17 protein-coding genes are annotated in these 14,265 nt (G+C 68.7%); all 17 read left to right on the top strand.

Annotation, left to right across the window (positions count from 1 at the left end):
* Positions 1 to 189: flagellin (locus J7357_RS20600; protein ID WP_280515414.1), on the top strand; the 189-nt coding region annotated here is incomplete at its 5' end.
* Positions 190 to 388: 199 nt separating this feature from the next.
* The gene (gene fliD, locus J7357_RS20605) at positions 389 to 1,711 is read left to right on the top strand and encodes a flagellar filament capping protein FliD (RefSeq protein WP_209249386.1); all 1,323 of its coding nucleotides are present in this window, start codon (positions 389 to 391) and stop codon (positions 1,709 to 1,711) included.
* A 150-nt stretch (positions 1,712 to 1,861) separates the two neighbouring features.
* Positions 1,862 to 2,281, top strand: coding sequence for a flagellar export chaperone FliS (gene fliS / locus J7357_RS20610; protein ID WP_010341674.1), 420 nt, complete (start codon positions 1,862 to 1,864; stop codon positions 2,279 to 2,281).
* Positions 2,278 to 2,577 carry a hypothetical protein gene (locus J7357_RS20615; protein WP_010341673.1) on the top strand — a complete coding sequence of 100 codons (300 nt, stop codon included), beginning with the start codon at positions 2,278 to 2,280 and terminating at the stop codon, positions 2,575 to 2,577. The genes fliS and J7357_RS20615 overlap by 4 nt, the downstream gene beginning before the upstream one ends.
* A complete protein-coding gene (locus J7357_RS20620) occupies positions 2,574 to 3,152 on the top strand; it encodes a PilZ domain-containing protein (protein WP_209249388.1) in 579 nt (192 codons plus the stop codon). Before J7357_RS20615 ends, J7357_RS20620 begins: the two co-directional genes overlap by 4 nt.
* 90 nt (positions 3,153 to 3,242) lie before the next feature.
* A complete protein-coding gene (locus J7357_RS20625) occupies positions 3,243 to 3,875 on the top strand; it encodes a response regulator transcription factor (protein ID WP_010341671.1) in 633 nt (210 codons plus the stop codon).
* Between the two features lie 267 nt (positions 3,876 to 4,142).
* Positions 4,143 to 5,546, top strand: coding sequence for an RNA polymerase factor sigma-54 (rpoN, locus tag J7357_RS20630; RefSeq protein WP_209249389.1), 1,404 nt, complete (start codon positions 4,143 to 4,145; stop codon positions 5,544 to 5,546).
* Positions 5,547 to 5,561: 15 nt separating this feature from the next.
* A complete protein-coding gene (locus J7357_RS20635; RefSeq protein ID WP_010341669.1) occupies positions 5,562 to 5,945 on the top strand; it encodes a response regulator transcription factor in 384 nt (127 codons plus the stop codon).
* Positions 5,942 to 7,429, top strand: a complete 1,488-nt coding sequence (locus tag J7357_RS20640) for a sigma-54 dependent transcriptional regulator (protein ID WP_209249392.1) — start codon at positions 5,942 to 5,944, stop codon at positions 7,427 to 7,429. Before J7357_RS20635 ends, J7357_RS20640 begins: the two co-directional genes overlap by 4 nt.
* Before the next feature lie 271 nt (positions 7,430 to 7,700).
* Positions 7,701 to 8,879, top strand: a complete 1,179-nt coding sequence (locus J7357_RS20645) for a DegT/DnrJ/EryC1/StrS family aminotransferase (protein ID WP_209249394.1) — start codon at positions 7,701 to 7,703, stop codon at positions 8,877 to 8,879.
* Positions 8,876 to 9,100, top strand: a complete 225-nt coding sequence (locus J7357_RS20650; protein ID WP_209249396.1) for an acyl carrier protein — start codon at positions 8,876 to 8,878, stop codon at positions 9,098 to 9,100. Before J7357_RS20645 ends, J7357_RS20650 begins: the two co-directional genes overlap by 4 nt.
* A 1-nt stretch (position 9,101) precedes the next feature.
* A complete protein-coding gene (locus tag J7357_RS20655) occupies positions 9,102 to 10,142 on the top strand; it encodes a ketoacyl-ACP synthase III (protein WP_209249397.1) in 1,041 nt (346 codons plus the stop codon).
* Between the two features lie 2 nt (positions 10,143 to 10,144).
* Positions 10,145 to 10,906: an SDR family oxidoreductase gene (locus tag J7357_RS20660; protein WP_019801393.1), complete on the top strand. Its 762-nt coding sequence runs from the start codon at positions 10,145 to 10,147 to the stop codon at positions 10,904 to 10,906.
* Between the two features lie 14 nt (positions 10,907 to 10,920).
* Positions 10,921 to 11,682: an SDR family oxidoreductase gene (locus tag J7357_RS20665; protein WP_244667711.1), complete on the top strand. Its 762-nt coding sequence runs from the start codon at positions 10,921 to 10,923 to the stop codon at positions 11,680 to 11,682.
* Entirely contained in the window at positions 11,679 to 12,326 is a 648-nt protein-coding gene (locus J7357_RS20670) for an acetyltransferase (protein ID WP_209249401.1), read from the top strand. The genes J7357_RS20665 and J7357_RS20670 overlap by 4 nt, the downstream gene beginning before the upstream one ends.
* Positions 12,327 to 12,351: 25 nt before the next feature.
* Complete coding sequence (locus J7357_RS20675) at positions 12,352 to 13,491, top strand: aromatic ring-hydroxylating dioxygenase subunit alpha (protein WP_209249403.1); 1,140 nt, start codon at positions 12,352 to 12,354, stop codon at positions 13,489 to 13,491.
* Complete coding sequence (locus J7357_RS20680; protein ID WP_209249405.1) at positions 13,488 to 14,105, top strand: acetyltransferase; 618 nt, start codon at positions 13,488 to 13,490, stop codon at positions 14,103 to 14,105. The genes J7357_RS20675 and J7357_RS20680 overlap by 4 nt, the downstream gene beginning before the upstream one ends.
* Positions 14,106 to 14,265 lie beyond the last annotated feature (160 nt).

The following is a 14,265-nucleotide window of genomic DNA, read 5'->3' on the forward strand; positions in this document are numbered from 1 at the left end:
TCCACCATCGCCAACCTGAGCTCCACCTCGGAGAACCTGTCGGCCTCGCGCAGCCGCATCCGCGATACCGACTACGCCAAGGAAACCGCCGAGCTGACCCGCACGCAGATCCTGCAGCAGGCCGGCACCGCCATGCTCGCCCAGGCCAAGCAGGCCCCGCAGAGCGTGCTGAGCCTGCTCCAGGGCTAAGCGCCAACGCAACGCAAGCGCCACCAGACCCCTCCGCAAGGAGGGGTCTTTTTTTTGACGCGGGCGGAAGCGGCACAGGATTTGCATCGCATTGCGGGCCGCAGCGACGCGCGGGCGGCGCTCAAGAAGCGCCCCCGCGCGCCGATACTCCCCTCAGCCGCTGGCGCGTCGCGCGCCCGCCACCTCAAGGAACGCGATCATGTCCACCACGTCGATCGGCTCAGGCCTGGACATCCCCACCTTCGTCGCCAAGCTGGTGGCGAAGGAACGCCAGCCGCAGGAAGACCGAATCAACCGCGACGGCACCGCGTCCAGCGCGCAGTTGTCGGCCCTGAGCACGATCAAGAGCGCGTTGTCCAACCTGCAGACGGCCATGAGCACGGTCTCCGACAGCGCCGACAGCGGTGCCTACAAGTCGAGCGTGGACGACGGCGCCGGCTACACCGCCACCGTGACCTCCAGCGCCAGTGCCGGCAAGTACGGCATCGAAGTTGTGAAGCTGGCGCAGTCGCAGAAGCTGACCTCGTCGGGCTACGCCAGCGGCGCCGTGGTCGGCAGCGGCACCCTGACCATCGCTTACGGCAGCACCACGCTCAACGTCAACATCGATACGGGCAGCAAGCTCAGCGACGTGGCCGCCCTCATCAACAAGGCCGCCAACGGCGCCGGCGTCACCGCCAGCGTGGTCAGCGCCGACGATGGCGACCATCTCGTCCTCAACGCGGTGGACTCGGGCACCAAGGGCGCCCTGACCATCACCGCCTCCGGCGGCGACGGCGGCCTGGCCAACCTCACCTACCCTGCCGGCAGCAGTGGCGGCCTGACCCAGACCATCGCCGCCGACGACGCGGTGGTGAAGGTGGACGGCTTCACGCGCACCTCCAGCAGCAACACCATCGCCGACCTGGTGCCCGGCGTGGCGCTGAACCTGACCAAGGCCATCCCCGGCAGCACCTTCAACCTGAGCATCACCAACGACAACACCCCGCTGAAGGCCAATCTGACCGCCCTGGTCAGTGCCTACAACTCCGCCAACAGCGTGCTGAAGTCCTCCAGCGCCTACGACGCCACCAACAAGAAGGCGTCGGCGATGACCGGCGATGCGATGGTGCGCGGCCTGCAGCAGTCGCTGCGCCGCCTGGTCAGCGACAACGTCAGCGGGCTGATGGCGCTGGGCGTGACCATCGACAAGGACGGGGTGATGAGTTTCGACAGCGCCAAGTTCGACACCGCGGCGGCCAGCGATCCGTCCGCGGCCAAGACCCTGCTGGGCAACAACGGCAGCTTCGGCACCGGCATGAGCACGTTGTTGAAGAGCAACCTGGACAGCACCGACGGCACCCTGACCCAGCGCACCAACTCGCTCAACAAGCACATCTCCGACCTGACCGACCAGCTCAGCGATCTGGACGCGCGCATGCAGACGCTGAGCGACCAGTACACCGCCCGCTTCACCGCGATGGAAACGCTGGTGACGCAGATGCAGACCGTCAGCGATGGCTTGACCAAGCAGTTCAGCTGACGCGCGCGCGGCCGCGGCTCAAGTCGAAGCGCGTCGCGGCCGATATGAAGAGTATCGACAGTCATTACGGATTGGCCGCAGCAACCGCCCACAGCGTCGCCGCTCATCGGCACGGCGCGGAGGCCAGCCGATCCACCCGAGGAGTTTTCCATGTACGGTTCCAGCCGCCAGTACGCTGAGCAATATCGCAAGATGGGCATTTCCACCAGCGTCACCGATGCCGATCCGCACAAGCTGGTCGCCATGCTGTTCGCCGGTGCCTGCCAGCGCATCCGCCAGGCCCAGGCCTGCCTCGCGCAGGGCGACCAGGCGCGCAAAGGCAAGGCGATCGGCGAGGCCTGCGCCATCGTCGGCCATCTCAACGGCTCGCTCGACCACGAGGCCGGCGGCGAGATCGCCGGCAACCTGTCGGCGCTGTACGACTACGTGATGCACCGGCTGACCGAAGCCAACCTGCACAACGACGATGCGGCGCTGACCGAGGCACTGGAACTGCTCAGCGAGATCGACGCCGCCTGGGCCGCCATTCCCGCGCAGCAGCGCGAACTGGCCACGGCGAACGCGTCGTGAGCATCGCGCTCGCCGACCTGCACAACGACCTGCACGAACTGCGCGAGATCCTGCGCGGTGAGGATTACGCGCTGGCCCAGGCCATGGTCACCGACCACGCACGGCGCCTGCAGGCGTATCTGCAGCAGGACGGCGCCGACCGCTCGCGCGAGGCGCTGAAGCCACTGCTCGCCCTGCAGCAGGCGGTGACCGCGCAGATGCGCATGGAGCGCGACCACGCCGCGGCCTGGCTGCGCGCCAGCCGCCAGTCCAGCCATGCCGCGCGGAGCTATTCGCAGGCCGGACTGCTGGGATGAACGCCGGCCCGGACGGCGCGGCGCAGCATCCGGCCGACGCCGAACTTTTCCACGACACCCTCAGTTGCGCGCTGGCGCTACCGGCGGACTTCCGCCTGGGCAACGGTGCCGGCCGGCTGGCTGCCGGCGAGACGCTGTTGCGCAGCCTGGCGCAGATCGAGGATCTGCGCGGCGAAGACGGCAGCGACGACCGCAGCGACGCCACCGCGCAGACGCAACGGATGGAGGCCAAGCTCGACCTGATGCTGGTGCTGCTGGGCCGGTTGGCCCGCCAGCACGAGGATGCCCTGCCGTTGCGGCCGCTGTGCTGGTCGCGCCGGGGCGTGCGGTTGGACCTGGGCGCGCGCTCGGGCGCCGCGCCCGGCGCCGCCGGCCTGCTGCGCCTGCAGCCCTCGGACTGGCTGCCGGACCACCTGGAACTGCCGGTGCGGGTGCTGGCCGAGGCCACCACGGCCGGGGTCGTGCAACTTTGGCTACGGTTCGAGACACAGCCGCCGGGCCTGGAAGAGGCCCTGGAACGCCACCTGTTCCGGCTGCACCGCCGGCAGATCGCCGACAGCCGGCGGGCGCGCTGAGCCCGCCCCGCGGGCACCGGCCGCCGCGACGAGGTTGGCGGCGGCGAGCGGCTCGGCTAAGGTGCGGATCTGAATAGAAGGACCTGCACCGTGCGAGTCATCATCGTCGACGATCACACCCTGGTACGCGCCGGCCTGAGCCGGCTGCTGCAGACGTTTGCGGACGTGGACGTGGTCGCCGAGGCCAGCAACGCCCAGCAGGCGGTGGACCTGACCACCCTGCACCGCCCCGACCTGGTGCTGATGGACCTGTCCCTGCCGGGGCGCAGCGGCCTGGACGCGCTCACCGACGTGCTGCACAGCTCGCCCAAGACCCGGGTGGTGATGATGTCGATGCACGACGACCCTGTGCATGTGCGCGATGCGCTGGACCGCGGCGCCACCGGCTTCGTGGTCAAGGACGCCGCGCCGCTGGAACTGGAACTGGCGCTGCGCGCGGCCAGCGCCAACCAGGTGTTCCTGAGTCCGCAGATCTCCTCCAAGATGATCGCGCCGATGCTCGGCCGCGAGCGCCCGGTGGGCATCGCCGCGCTGTCGCCGCGGCAGCGCGAGATCCTGCGCCAGATCGGCCGGGGCCAGAGCAACAAGGAAATCGCCTCGGACCTGGGCATCAGCGTCAAGACCGTCGAGACCCACCGCGCGCGGATGATGGAGTCGCTGGGCTGCCGCCGCGCCAACGATCTGGTCCTGCTGGCCGCACGCCACCAGGGCGAGCTGAGCTGAACTGGGGACGGCATCCCGACACGGGACATTGGCATAGCGCTTGCCTTAACCGGTCAGCAGGCGTGACGATCCCGCCGAACCCCGCCGCATCAGGCAATCCGCCGTCGACTGTCCGGCGCCCACGACGCAGATGTCGGGAAATTCCTGACACCCTGTCGGGAATTTGACTACTCTACTCAGGAACCCCCCGATTCTGTTACCGTCGGGCGACAAGCACTATGCGTTCCACGGGCGCCAGAGGGTTGGCGCCGAACCGAGGAAGTCCGCATGAAGCCGACCGTTTCCGCCCAACTGGGCCAGCAACTGCATCTGACTCCGCAACTGCTGCAGTCGATTCGACTGCTGCAGCTGGACGGCATGCAACTGGAACTGGAAATCCGCCGCGCACTGGAGACCAATCCATTGCTCGAGCTGGAAGAGGCCGAGGGCGCGATCGAGCCGGTGGTGAAGCACGAGGATGCGGCGCTGGAAACCGCGGCATTCGACGAACTTCCCGAATCGTCGATGTGGGACATCCCGGCCGGCGGCTGGAACGACGGCGAAGACGACCGCATGCAGCGCATCGCCGCCGGCGAGTCCACCGATCCGCACCTGCGCGTGCTGCAGCGGCTGGCCCTGGAACTGCCGGCAGCAGACTTGGAGGCGGCCGCGTTCTGGCTGGAGCACTGCGACGATGCCGGCTATCTGGACGGTCCGCTCGACACCTTGCAGCAACTGGGCAGCGCCCGGCTGGGCCTGTCGGTGGCGCAGGCCGAAGCGGTGCGCCAGCGCCTGCTGCATGGCGACCCAGGTGGCCTGGGCGCCTGCGACCTGCGCGAGTGCCTGCAGGCGCAGCTGAGCGACCTGCCCGGCCGCGTGCCCGGCCGCCACCTGGCCGCGCGCATCCTCGCCGGCGACCTCGACCTGCTCGCCAGCCATGACTACGCCCTGCTGGGCCGTCAGCTCGACGCCGAGACCGACGACGTGCGCGAGGCGGTGCGGCTGATCCTGTCGCTGCAGCCCCGCCCCGGCGACAGCCTGCAGCCGCAGGACCTGGGCCACGTCCTGCCGGACGTGGTGGCATGGCACGCCGACGGCACCTGGCGGGTGGCGCTGAACCCCGCCACCACCCACCGCGTCACCGTCAACCCGATGCACGAGCGCGCCCTGGCCGAAGCCGGCGACGCCGCGCAGCCGTTGCGCGAAATGCTGCAGGAAGCGCGCTGGCTGACCCGCGGCCTGTCGATGCGCTACGAGACCCTGCTGCGCACCACCCGCGCCATCGTCGAGCGCCAGGCCGCGTTCCTGGTCAAGGGCGAGGAAGCGATGGCGCCGCTGACCCTGAAGGAAGTGGCCGATGCGATCGGCATGCACGAATCCACCGTGTCGCGCATCACCACCGGCAAGTACCTGCAGACCCCGCGCGGCACCTTCGAACTCAAGCACTTCTTCGCCGTGCGCCTGGAGGGCGCGGCGGTCTCCGGGCAGGCCGTGCGCGCGATGGTGCGGCGCCTGATCGAATCCGAGCCTGCCGGGCGGCCGCTGGCCGACGAGGCCATCGCCGGACTGCTGTCGCGACAGGGCGTAAACGTGGCAAGGCGCACAGTCGCCAAGTATCGTGAACAATTGGACATCGCTCCCGCACGCGAACGCCGCCGCGGCAGCAAAACGCTGCTGGCCCGTGCGGGCTAAGGAAAAACGACGCATATGAACAAACTGTCCGTGCTTCTGGTCGACGACCACGAAGGTTTCATCAATGCCGCCATGCGCCACTTCCGCAAGCTCGACTGGATGGAAGTGATCGGCAGCGCCGCCAATGGCCTGGAAGCCATCGAGCGCTCCGAGTCGCTGCGCCCGCAGGTGGTGCTGATGGATCTGGCCATGCCCGAGATGGGCGGCCTGCAGGCCACCCGCCTGATCAAGACCCAGGACCAGGCGCCCTACATCGTGATCGCCAGCCATTTCGACGACGCCGAGCACCGCGAGCACGCCATGCGCGCCGGTGCCGACAACTTCGTCAGCAAGCTGTCCTACATCCAGGAAGTGATGCCGATCCTGGAGGGACTTCGCACGGAAGGAGTGCCGGCATGAGCGAATCGCGGATCCTGGTGATCGACGACGACGCGGTGCGCGCCGAGCGGACCGTGAGCCTGCTCGAATTCATGGACCTCAACCCGCGTTGGGTGACCGACGTGGCCGACGTCCAGCCCGGCCGGCACCGGCAGACCGAATGGATGGCGATCCTGGTCGGCGGACTGGACGACCAGGACCAGGCCGATGCCTTCTTCGGCTGGGTGGCGCGCAGTTCGCTGCCGCCGCCGGTGCTGCTGCTCAACGGCGACGCGCAGGCCTTCGCGCAGCGCCATGGCCTGCACGAAGCCAACGTCTGGCAGCTGGAAGCGCCGCTGCGCCACGCGCAACTGGAAACCCTCCTGCGCCGCGCCAGCCTCAAGCGGCTGGACGCCGAGCACCAGGCCGGCGCCGCGCAGGACAACGGCCCGACCGGCACCAGCGCGGCGGTGACCCGACTGCGCCGGCTGATCGACCAGGTTGCGGCCTTCGACACCACCGTGCTGGTGCTGGGCGAGTCCGGCACCGGCAAGGAAGTGGTGGCGCGCGCGATCCACCAGCAGTCGCCGCGCCGCGATGGCCCGTTCGTGGCGATCAACTGCGGCGCGATTCCGCCGGACCTGCTGGAGAGCGAGCTGTTCGGCCACGAGAAGGGCTCGTTCACCGGTGCGCTGAGCGCGCGCAAGGGCCGTTTCGAGATGGCCGAAGGCGGCACCCTGCTGCTCGACGAAATCGGCGACATGAGCCTGCCGATGCAGGTGAAGCTGTTGCGGGTGCTGCAGGAGCGCAGCTTCGAGCGGGTCGGCGGCAACGTCACCATCCGCTGCAACGTGCGGGTGATCGCCGCCACCCACCGCAACCTGGAAGAACGCATCGCCGGCAACCAGTTCCGCGAGGACCTGTTCTACCGGCTCAACGTGTTCCCGATCGAGATGCCGGCGCTGCGCGAACGCAGCGACGACCTGCCGGCGCTGGTCCACACCATCGCCGCGCAGCTGGCGCGGACCGGGCGCGGCGAAGTGCGCTTCTCCGAAGAGGCGCTGCAGGCGCTGCGCAGCTACGAGTGGCCGGGCAACGTACGCGAACTGACCAACCTGGTCGAACGCCTGGCGGTGCTGCATCCGGGCGGCCTGGTGCGGGTGCAGGACCTGCCGGCCCGCTACCGCGGCGACTTCGCCTCATCCATCGACGTGTCGGCGCCGCCGGCGCCGATCGCGGCCGATCCGCGGCGGGTGCCCAACGTGGTGGACCTGCACGCCGGCGGCAAGACCGGCGGCGCGGACGCCGATGCGGCGGCCCCGGCTGCAGCGACGCTGCCGGAAAGCGGCCTGGACCTGCGCGGGCACATGGCCAACATCGAGCTGGCGCTGATCAACGAGGCGCTGGAGCGCACCCAGGGCGTGGTCGCGCATGCGGCACAGTTGCTGGGCCTGCGGCGCACCACCCTGGTCGAGAAGCTGCGCAAGTACGGCATCGACCGCGACCAGACCGAACTGGCGAGCTGAGCCGGCGCAAGGCGCCGGGTGCGACGGCACCCGGCGCGCCCGTTGTGCCGCCGGATACCGTCTCCCCCCTGCCTACCCTTGAGACCCGACCCGCGCTGGGGCTGCTGCGCTGCGCGCCCGCGGCGATCACGCCACCCTTCGTCTGCATTGCATCCCGGTCGAACGCGCCGACAGTGGACAGGCACCTTTGGCATGTGGCTTGCTTCACGTTTCCACAGCACCGGGCGGGCGTTCCGCACCGGGGACTTCCACCCGTCGCCAGGCAGGTCCCATGTCCATCCCCGTCACCAGTCCGCTGCTGCCGCCCCTGGAGGCGTTCGTCCCCTACCTGGAGCAGATCTGGCGCAGCCGCATCCTGACCAACGGCGGCGACATGCACCGCGCGCTGGAGAAGGCCCTGGCCGAGTACCTGGGCGTGAACCACTTGGCGCTGCTGACCAACGGCACCCTGGCGCTGCTGACCGCACTGCAGGCGCTGCGCATCACCGGCGAGGTGATCACCACCCCGTACTCCTTCGTGGCCACCGCGCACTCGCTGCTGTGGCGCGGCATCAAGCCGGTGTTCGTGGACATCGATCCGCAGACCATGAACCTGGATCCGCTGAAGATCGAGGCGGCGATCACCCCGCACACCACCGCGATCATGCCGGTCCACTGCTACGGCACGCCCTGCGACACTGCCGCGATCGAGCGCATCGCCGACACCTACAACCTCAAGGTCATCTACGATGCCGCGCATGCGTTCGGGGTCAAGGACGAAGGCGGCTCGATCCTGCGCCATGGCGACCTCAGCGTGCTCAGCTTCCACGCCACCAAGGTGTTCAATACCTTCGAGGGCGGCGCCATCGTCTGCCCCGACGCCAAGACCTACCAGCGCATCAGCCGCCTGAAGAACTTCGGCTTCGTCGACGAGACCACCGTGGTGGCGACCGGCATCAACGGCAAGATGAGCGAGATCAACGCCGCCTTCGGGCTGCTGCAACTGCAGCACATCGATGCCGCGCTGGCGCAGCGCGGGGCGATCGATGCGCAGTACCGGCAGCGCCTGGCGCAGGTGCCGGGGATCCGGTGTCTGGCGCCGCGGGAACCGGCACTGTCCAACTACGCCTCGTTCCCGATCCTGGTCGAGGACGCCTTCCCGCTGGCCCGCGACGAGCTGCACCGGCTGCTGCGCAGCCACGACATCCTGGTGCGCCGCTATTTCTACCCGCTGATCAGCGATTTCCCGATGTACCGCGGCCTGCCCTCGTCCGCGCCGGCCGGCCTGCCGGTGGCGCGGCAGATGGCCGAGCGCGTACTGTGCCTGCCGATCTTTCCCGGACTGGCAGCCGAGCAGGTGGACGCCATCGTCGACCTGATCGCCGCGGCGGGCGGCGTCATGCCCGCGTCCGATTCCCGTCGCACCCTCGCCTCTCCCTCCTTCGCCCAACCCGTGGAACCCGCAGCATGAGCCAAGAGACGTTTATCGAGAATTTCCTGTCGGCCACGGATTTCCAGAATCCGGTCGAGGTGACCATGGACACGGTGTTGCGCGAGTTGCCCGAGTGGGATTCGCTGGCCGCGCTGGGCGTGATCGTGATGTTCGACATGGAGTACGGCAAGACCATCACCGGCGAGCACCTGGCCGCCGTGGTGACCCTCGACGATCTGTACAAACTGACCGGGGCGTAACATGCCGACCTCCACGCTGCGCAATGTACGCTTCGCCGGCATGGCGACCTGCGTGCCCAAGCGCGTCGTCTCCAATCTCACCGATTGCCGGCCGCAGATCCGCTCCGAGCGCGAGCGGCTGGTGCGCAACATCGGCATCCATACCCGGCGCATGGCCGCGGACTGGCAGTGCTTTTCCGACCTGGCCTTCGACGCGGCGCAGGTGCTGCTGGAGCGCCTGCAGTGGCAGCGCGAGGAGGTCGATGCGTTGATCGTGGTCACCCAGTCGCCGGATTATCCGATCCCGGCCACGGCGATCATCCTGCAGGACCGCCTGGGCCTGTCGCACGCCACCGTGGCGTTCGACGTCAACCTGGGCTGCTCGGCCTACCCGTTCGGCATCAACCTGCTCGGCTCGATGATCGCCGCCGGTGGGGTCAAGAAGGGCTTGCTGCTGGTCGGCGACCGCAGCGCCAACTTCGACGATCCGATTTTCTCCGACTCCGGCACCGCCACCGCGCTGGAGTTCAGCGCCGATGCGCCGCCGATGCATTTCGACCTCAACAGCGACGGCAGCGGCTACCGCGCGATCATCCTGCCGGTCGGCGGCCACCGCGAACCGGTCGGGGTGCAGCACCTGATCCCTTACCGCGCCGACGAGAACGACCACTGGCATCGCGGCGTGGACCTGCAACTGGACGGCGTGGCAGTGCTGAGCTTCTCCACCCAGCGGGTGCCGCCGGCGGTGCAGAAGCTGCTCGACTACAGCGGCGTGTCCAAGGACGAGGTCGATTACTTCGTGTTCCACCAGGCCAACCGGATGATCAACGAGACCATCCGCAAGAAGCTCGGCCTGCCGCCGGAAAAGGTGCCCTCCACCCTGCACGATTTCGGCAACACCAGCGGCGCCTCGCTGCCGGTGACCATGACTGCGCGGATCAACAAGGAGCTGGAAGCCGGCCGCAAGCGTGTGCTGCTGTGCGGCTTCGGCATCGGCCTGTCGTGGGGCACCTGCCTGGTCGATATCGACGGCGCGGTGTTCCCCGACCTGATCGAGTCCTGACGATGGCGCCTGCCGCACCCACCGATGCCTTCGGGCTGCAGGGCAAGACCATCCTGGTGACCGGCGCCTCTTCGGGCATCGGTGCCGCCGTCGCCTCGCTCTGCGCGCGCCTGGGCGCGACACTGGTTCTCAACGGGCGCGATGCGGAACGTCTGCAGGCGGTCGCCGCGGCGCTCCCTGGCGAGGGCCACCGCAGCGTCGTCGGGGACCTCACCGAGGACGCGACCCGCACGCAGCTGTTGGAGGCGGCCGAGCGCTACCACGGTCTGGCCTCGTGCGCCGGCATCGCGGCACTGGTGCCATTCCGGATGGCCGCGGAGAAGCACCTGCAGCAGATGCTGTCGGTGAACTATCTGGCGCCGATCGTGCTGACCCAGCAGTTGCTGGCCAAGCGCCGGCTGCAGGAAGGCGCCTCGCTGGTCTACGTCTCGGCGCTGACCGCGCGCGCTGCGCCGCAGGCCAGCGCCGGCTACGCCGGCTCCAAGGCGGCGCTGGAGGCCGCGGTGCGGTCCTTCGCCCTGGAACAGGCCCGGCACCGCATCCGCGCCAACTGCATCGCCCCGGGCTATGTCGACACGCCGATGCTGAGCAAGTTGGGCAGCACGGCGGACATGGGCGACAAGATCGCTCTGACCCCGCTCGGCCGCATCGACCCGGCCGATGTCGCCAACGGTGCCGTCTACCTGCTGTCCGACGCCAGCCGCTGGATCACCCGCAGCACCCTGACCATCGACGGCGGGCTGTCTCTGCCGATCCGCCTATGAGCCCGGAGACCGCCATGTCCGTTGCGGAAACGCCCGCCGCCCTGCTGCAGACGCTGTACGGCGTGCACGGCAAACGCATCCTGGTGACCGGTGCCTCCAAGGGCATCGGCGAGGCGGTGGCCAAGGCCTGCGCCAGCGCCGGTGCGCAGTTGCTCGTCGCCGGCCGCGACCTGCCCCGGCTGCAGGCCCTGCTCGACGGCTTGCCTGGCGACGGTCACCGCCTGTTCGCCGGCGACCTCTGCGACGCTGCCACCGTGCAACGCCTGGCCGCCGAGAGCGGGCCGCTGGACGGCGTGGTGCACAGCGCCGGCATCCGCGGCCTGTCGCCGATGAAACTGGTCAGCGAGCGCTTCCTCACCGAGGTGATGACCATCAACTACGTCGCGCCGACGATGCTGACCCGCCACCTGCTCGCGCGCCAGGCGCTGCGCCCCGGCGGCTCCATCGTCTTCCTCGCCTCGATCGCCGCGCTGACCGGCACCGTCGGCGTCGGCCCCTACGCCGGCTCCAAGGCGGCGCTGATCGGCATGCTGCGGCCGTTGGCGCTGGAACTGGCGCGGCGCCAGATCCGCGCCAACGCACTGTGCCCGGGCCTGGTCGAGACCACGCTGATCAACGAGGACAAGGCCTGGTTCGAGGAGAGCCGCAAGCGCTATCCGCTGGGCATCGGCGATCCCGAGGACGTGGCCCTGGCCTGCCTGTATTTCCTCTCCGACGCCAGCAGCAAGGTCACCGGCCAGGCCTTCAGCATGGACGGCGGCGTGGAGTTCGCATGAGCGCTGCGCCACCGCAACACGTGCTGATCGTCGGCGCCGGCGGCTTCGGCCGCGGCATCGCAGCAATGGCGTACAACGACGACCCGGGCCATGGCCAGGCCTGGGACATCAAGGGTTTCCTCGACAGCCGCAGCGAACTGGCCCCCGGTCTGCGCTGGCCGCTGCTCGGCGATCCGGACACCTACCAGCCGGTGCCCGGCGACCTGTTCGTGTGCGCGCTCGGCGATCCGGCGGCGCGCCGCCGCTACAGCCAGCCGCTGCTGGCGCGCGGTGCCGACTTCATGGTGCTGCGCCCGCGCCTGCGCGAAGCATCGGACACGCCGATCGGGCGCGGCAGCGTGTTCGAGGTCGGCGTGTCGATCGGCGCCGATAGCCGCATCGGCGAGTTCGTCACCATCCTCGCCACCACCATCGTCGGCCACGACGTGGTGATCGGCGACTACGTGCAGATCGGCAACTTCGTGTTCGTCGGCGGCGGCGCCCGCATCGGCGACGACGTGGTGATCCACCCACACTCGACCGTGCTGCCCGGCATCGCGATCGGCGACGGCGCCGTGATCGGCGCCGGCAGCGTGGTGGTCAAGGACGTGCCACCGAATGTCACCGTCGCCGGGAATCCGGCGCGTACCATCTTCAGCCGTTGACCCTACGCGCAGGATGCCTCGCCGCATGACCCGCCACGCCCTCGACGCCGAGCACTACATCAGCCCGCACAGCCTCCGCCTGGAACAGCAGCGGCTGTTCGGCAAGCTGTGGATCTTCGTCGGCTTCGCCTCCATGGTGCGCGAACGCAATCAGTTCTTCGCGCGCCAGGTGGCCGGGGTACCGGTGCTGGTGCAACGCACCGAGGCCGGCATCCGCGCCTTTCTCAACCAGTGTCCGCACCGGCAGTCGGCGATCCAGATCGAGTCGCACGGCAAGCGCCCGCTGGTGTGCCCGTACCACGCGTGGTCGTTCGGGGCCGAGGGCGAGTTGCGCGGGCTGCCCAATTCCGGGCTGTACCAGTTCACCGCCGAAGAGAAGGCCGGCATCTGCCTGACCAAGCTGCATCTACAGCAGGTCGGCGAGCTGCTGTTCGTGAACATGGCCGAGCAGCCGCTGCCGCTGGAGGAGCAATTTGCACCGGCGTTCCTGGAGACCCTGCGCGAGGCGGCATCGCACGTGGATTCGCAGCTGATCTACAGCTGCCACCGCGTGCGCTACAACTGGAAGCTCAACATGGAGAACGTGAAGGATTACAACCATATTCCGTTTATCCACCCCAAGACCTTCAACCCGCTGATGACGGCCGCACCCAAGCCCTCGGCGCATGTGGAACGGCCGGCAGACGTACCCTCGGTGGTGCAACAACTGCTGCGGGGCGGCGAGCCGGTCCCGCTGCACGCACTGAGCTTCCCGGCCAAAGCCGAGATCGCGGTGCAGGATCACTGGTACCGGCCGCTGTGCGAGCGCTATGGCGAGGACTCGGCGTTCTACAACTGGTTCCTGTATCCGAATGTGAACTTCTACAGCGTGCGCGGCGATTCCTTCGTGCTGCAGCAATACGACCCGGTCTCGCCACACGAGACCGACTACCACCTGTGGGTCGCCACCGCGCGGCGCAGGAGCGAGCGGACCGATTTCACCGCCCTGCTGAGCACGCTAATGCGCATCGAACATCAGGTCATCGCCGAAGACACCGCCGTGCTGGAACGCCTGCAGGCCGGCCTGGGCTCGCATCCGCGCTTCTTCATGCACGGCGACTACGAGACGGAACTGGTACGCCAGCACCTCTGGTATCGCGCCAACGTGCTGGAGCAAGCGGCATGAAGACCCTGGTGCTGATCGGCCAGGGCCATGCGCTGGAGCAGGCGCAGCGCACCGCGCAGGCCTGCGGCCTGGACCATGTCGTCATCGCGTTGGAATCGCCGGACCGCTACAACTTCGACCTGGGCGCCCTGCGCGCCAGCCATTCGCCCGCCACGACCGACGTGTTCGTCGCCATGGACGAACGCGCGGTCAACCAGTCGCGGCACAAGCTGCTCGCCGACGTGCGCCTAGCCGGCTACGGCAGCGTCGATCTGGTGTGGCCGCAGGCGCACATCGATGCAGGCGTGCGCCTGCTCGGCAACGTGCATGTCGGGCCCGGCTGCAACCTGACGGCCGGCAGCAGCATCGGCGCCGGCAGCTGGCTGGAGCGTCAGGTGATCGTCGAACAGGACGTGCGTATTGGCGCCTGCGTCACCCTGCATGCGGGCGTGCACCTCGGCCGCGGCACCCAGATCGGCCAGGGCAGCACCCTGGGCGGCAGCAGCATGACGCGTAGCGGCGCGAGGATCGGCCGGCATTGCGAGTGGCTGCTGCCAGGCACGGTACCGGACGTGCTGCCGGACCGCTGTTTCTACGATGCGCTGATGCCTGGCGGCGCCCGCATCCTGCGTTGACGCGCTGAAGCACAACCCGCCTCGACTCTCGTCACGACCATGTCTCGCGCTGCATCGCAGCAGCGCTGCTGCGGCTACGCCTTGTTTCTTATGCCAAAAGCAAAGAAAACAGCAAGCCACGGAAAAAGTGGGATGAATGCACGGAGCGTGCTTTGCACGC

This window comes from Xanthomonas sp. D-109, from assembly GCF_017746095.1.
GTDB classification, from domain to species: Bacteria; Pseudomonadota; Gammaproteobacteria; order Xanthomonadales; family Xanthomonadaceae; genus Xanthomonas_A; species Xanthomonas_A sacchari.

What these genes read in the sequence shown, in the direction of transcription:
- fliD (WP_209249386.1), top strand. Translation starts at nt 389, where the DNA reads ATGTCCACCACGTCGATCGGCTCAGGCCTGGACATCCCCACCTTCGTC.
- fliS (WP_010341674.1), top strand. Translation starts at nt 1,862, where the DNA reads ATGTACGGTTCCAGCCGCCAGTACGCTGAGCAATATCGCAAGATGGGC.
- J7357_RS20620 (WP_209249388.1), top strand. Translation starts at nt 2,574, where the DNA reads ATGAACGCCGGCCCGGACGGCGCGGCGCAGCATCCGGCCGACGCCGAA.
- rpoN (WP_209249389.1), top strand. Translation starts at nt 4,143, where the DNA reads ATGAAGCCGACCGTTTCCGCCCAACTGGGCCAGCAACTGCATCTGACT.
- J7357_RS20635 (WP_010341669.1), top strand. Translation starts at nt 5,562, where the DNA reads ATGAACAAACTGTCCGTGCTTCTGGTCGACGACCACGAAGGTTTCATC.
- J7357_RS20640 (WP_209249392.1), top strand. Translation starts at nt 5,942, where the DNA reads ATGAGCGAATCGCGGATCCTGGTGATCGACGACGACGCGGTGCGCGCC.
- J7357_RS20645 (WP_209249394.1), top strand. Translation starts at nt 7,701, where the DNA reads ATGTCCATCCCCGTCACCAGTCCGCTGCTGCCGCCCCTGGAGGCGTTC.
- J7357_RS20650 (WP_209249396.1), top strand. Translation starts at nt 8,876, where the DNA reads ATGAGCCAAGAGACGTTTATCGAGAATTTCCTGTCGGCCACGGATTTC.
- J7357_RS20655 (WP_209249397.1), top strand. Translation starts at nt 9,102, where the DNA reads ATGCCGACCTCCACGCTGCGCAATGTACGCTTCGCCGGCATGGCGACC.
- J7357_RS20660 (WP_019801393.1), top strand. Translation starts at nt 10,145, where the DNA reads ATGGCGCCTGCCGCACCCACCGATGCCTTCGGGCTGCAGGGCAAGACC.
- J7357_RS20665 (WP_244667711.1), top strand. Translation starts at nt 10,921, where the DNA reads ATGTCCGTTGCGGAAACGCCCGCCGCCCTGCTGCAGACGCTGTACGGC.
- J7357_RS20670 (WP_209249401.1), top strand. Translation starts at nt 11,679, where the DNA reads ATGAGCGCTGCGCCACCGCAACACGTGCTGATCGTCGGCGCCGGCGGC.
- J7357_RS20675 (WP_209249403.1), top strand. Translation starts at nt 12,352, where the DNA reads ATGACCCGCCACGCCCTCGACGCCGAGCACTACATCAGCCCGCACAGC.
- J7357_RS20680 (WP_209249405.1), top strand. Translation starts at nt 13,488, where the DNA reads ATGAAGACCCTGGTGCTGATCGGCCAGGGCCATGCGCTGGAGCAGGCG.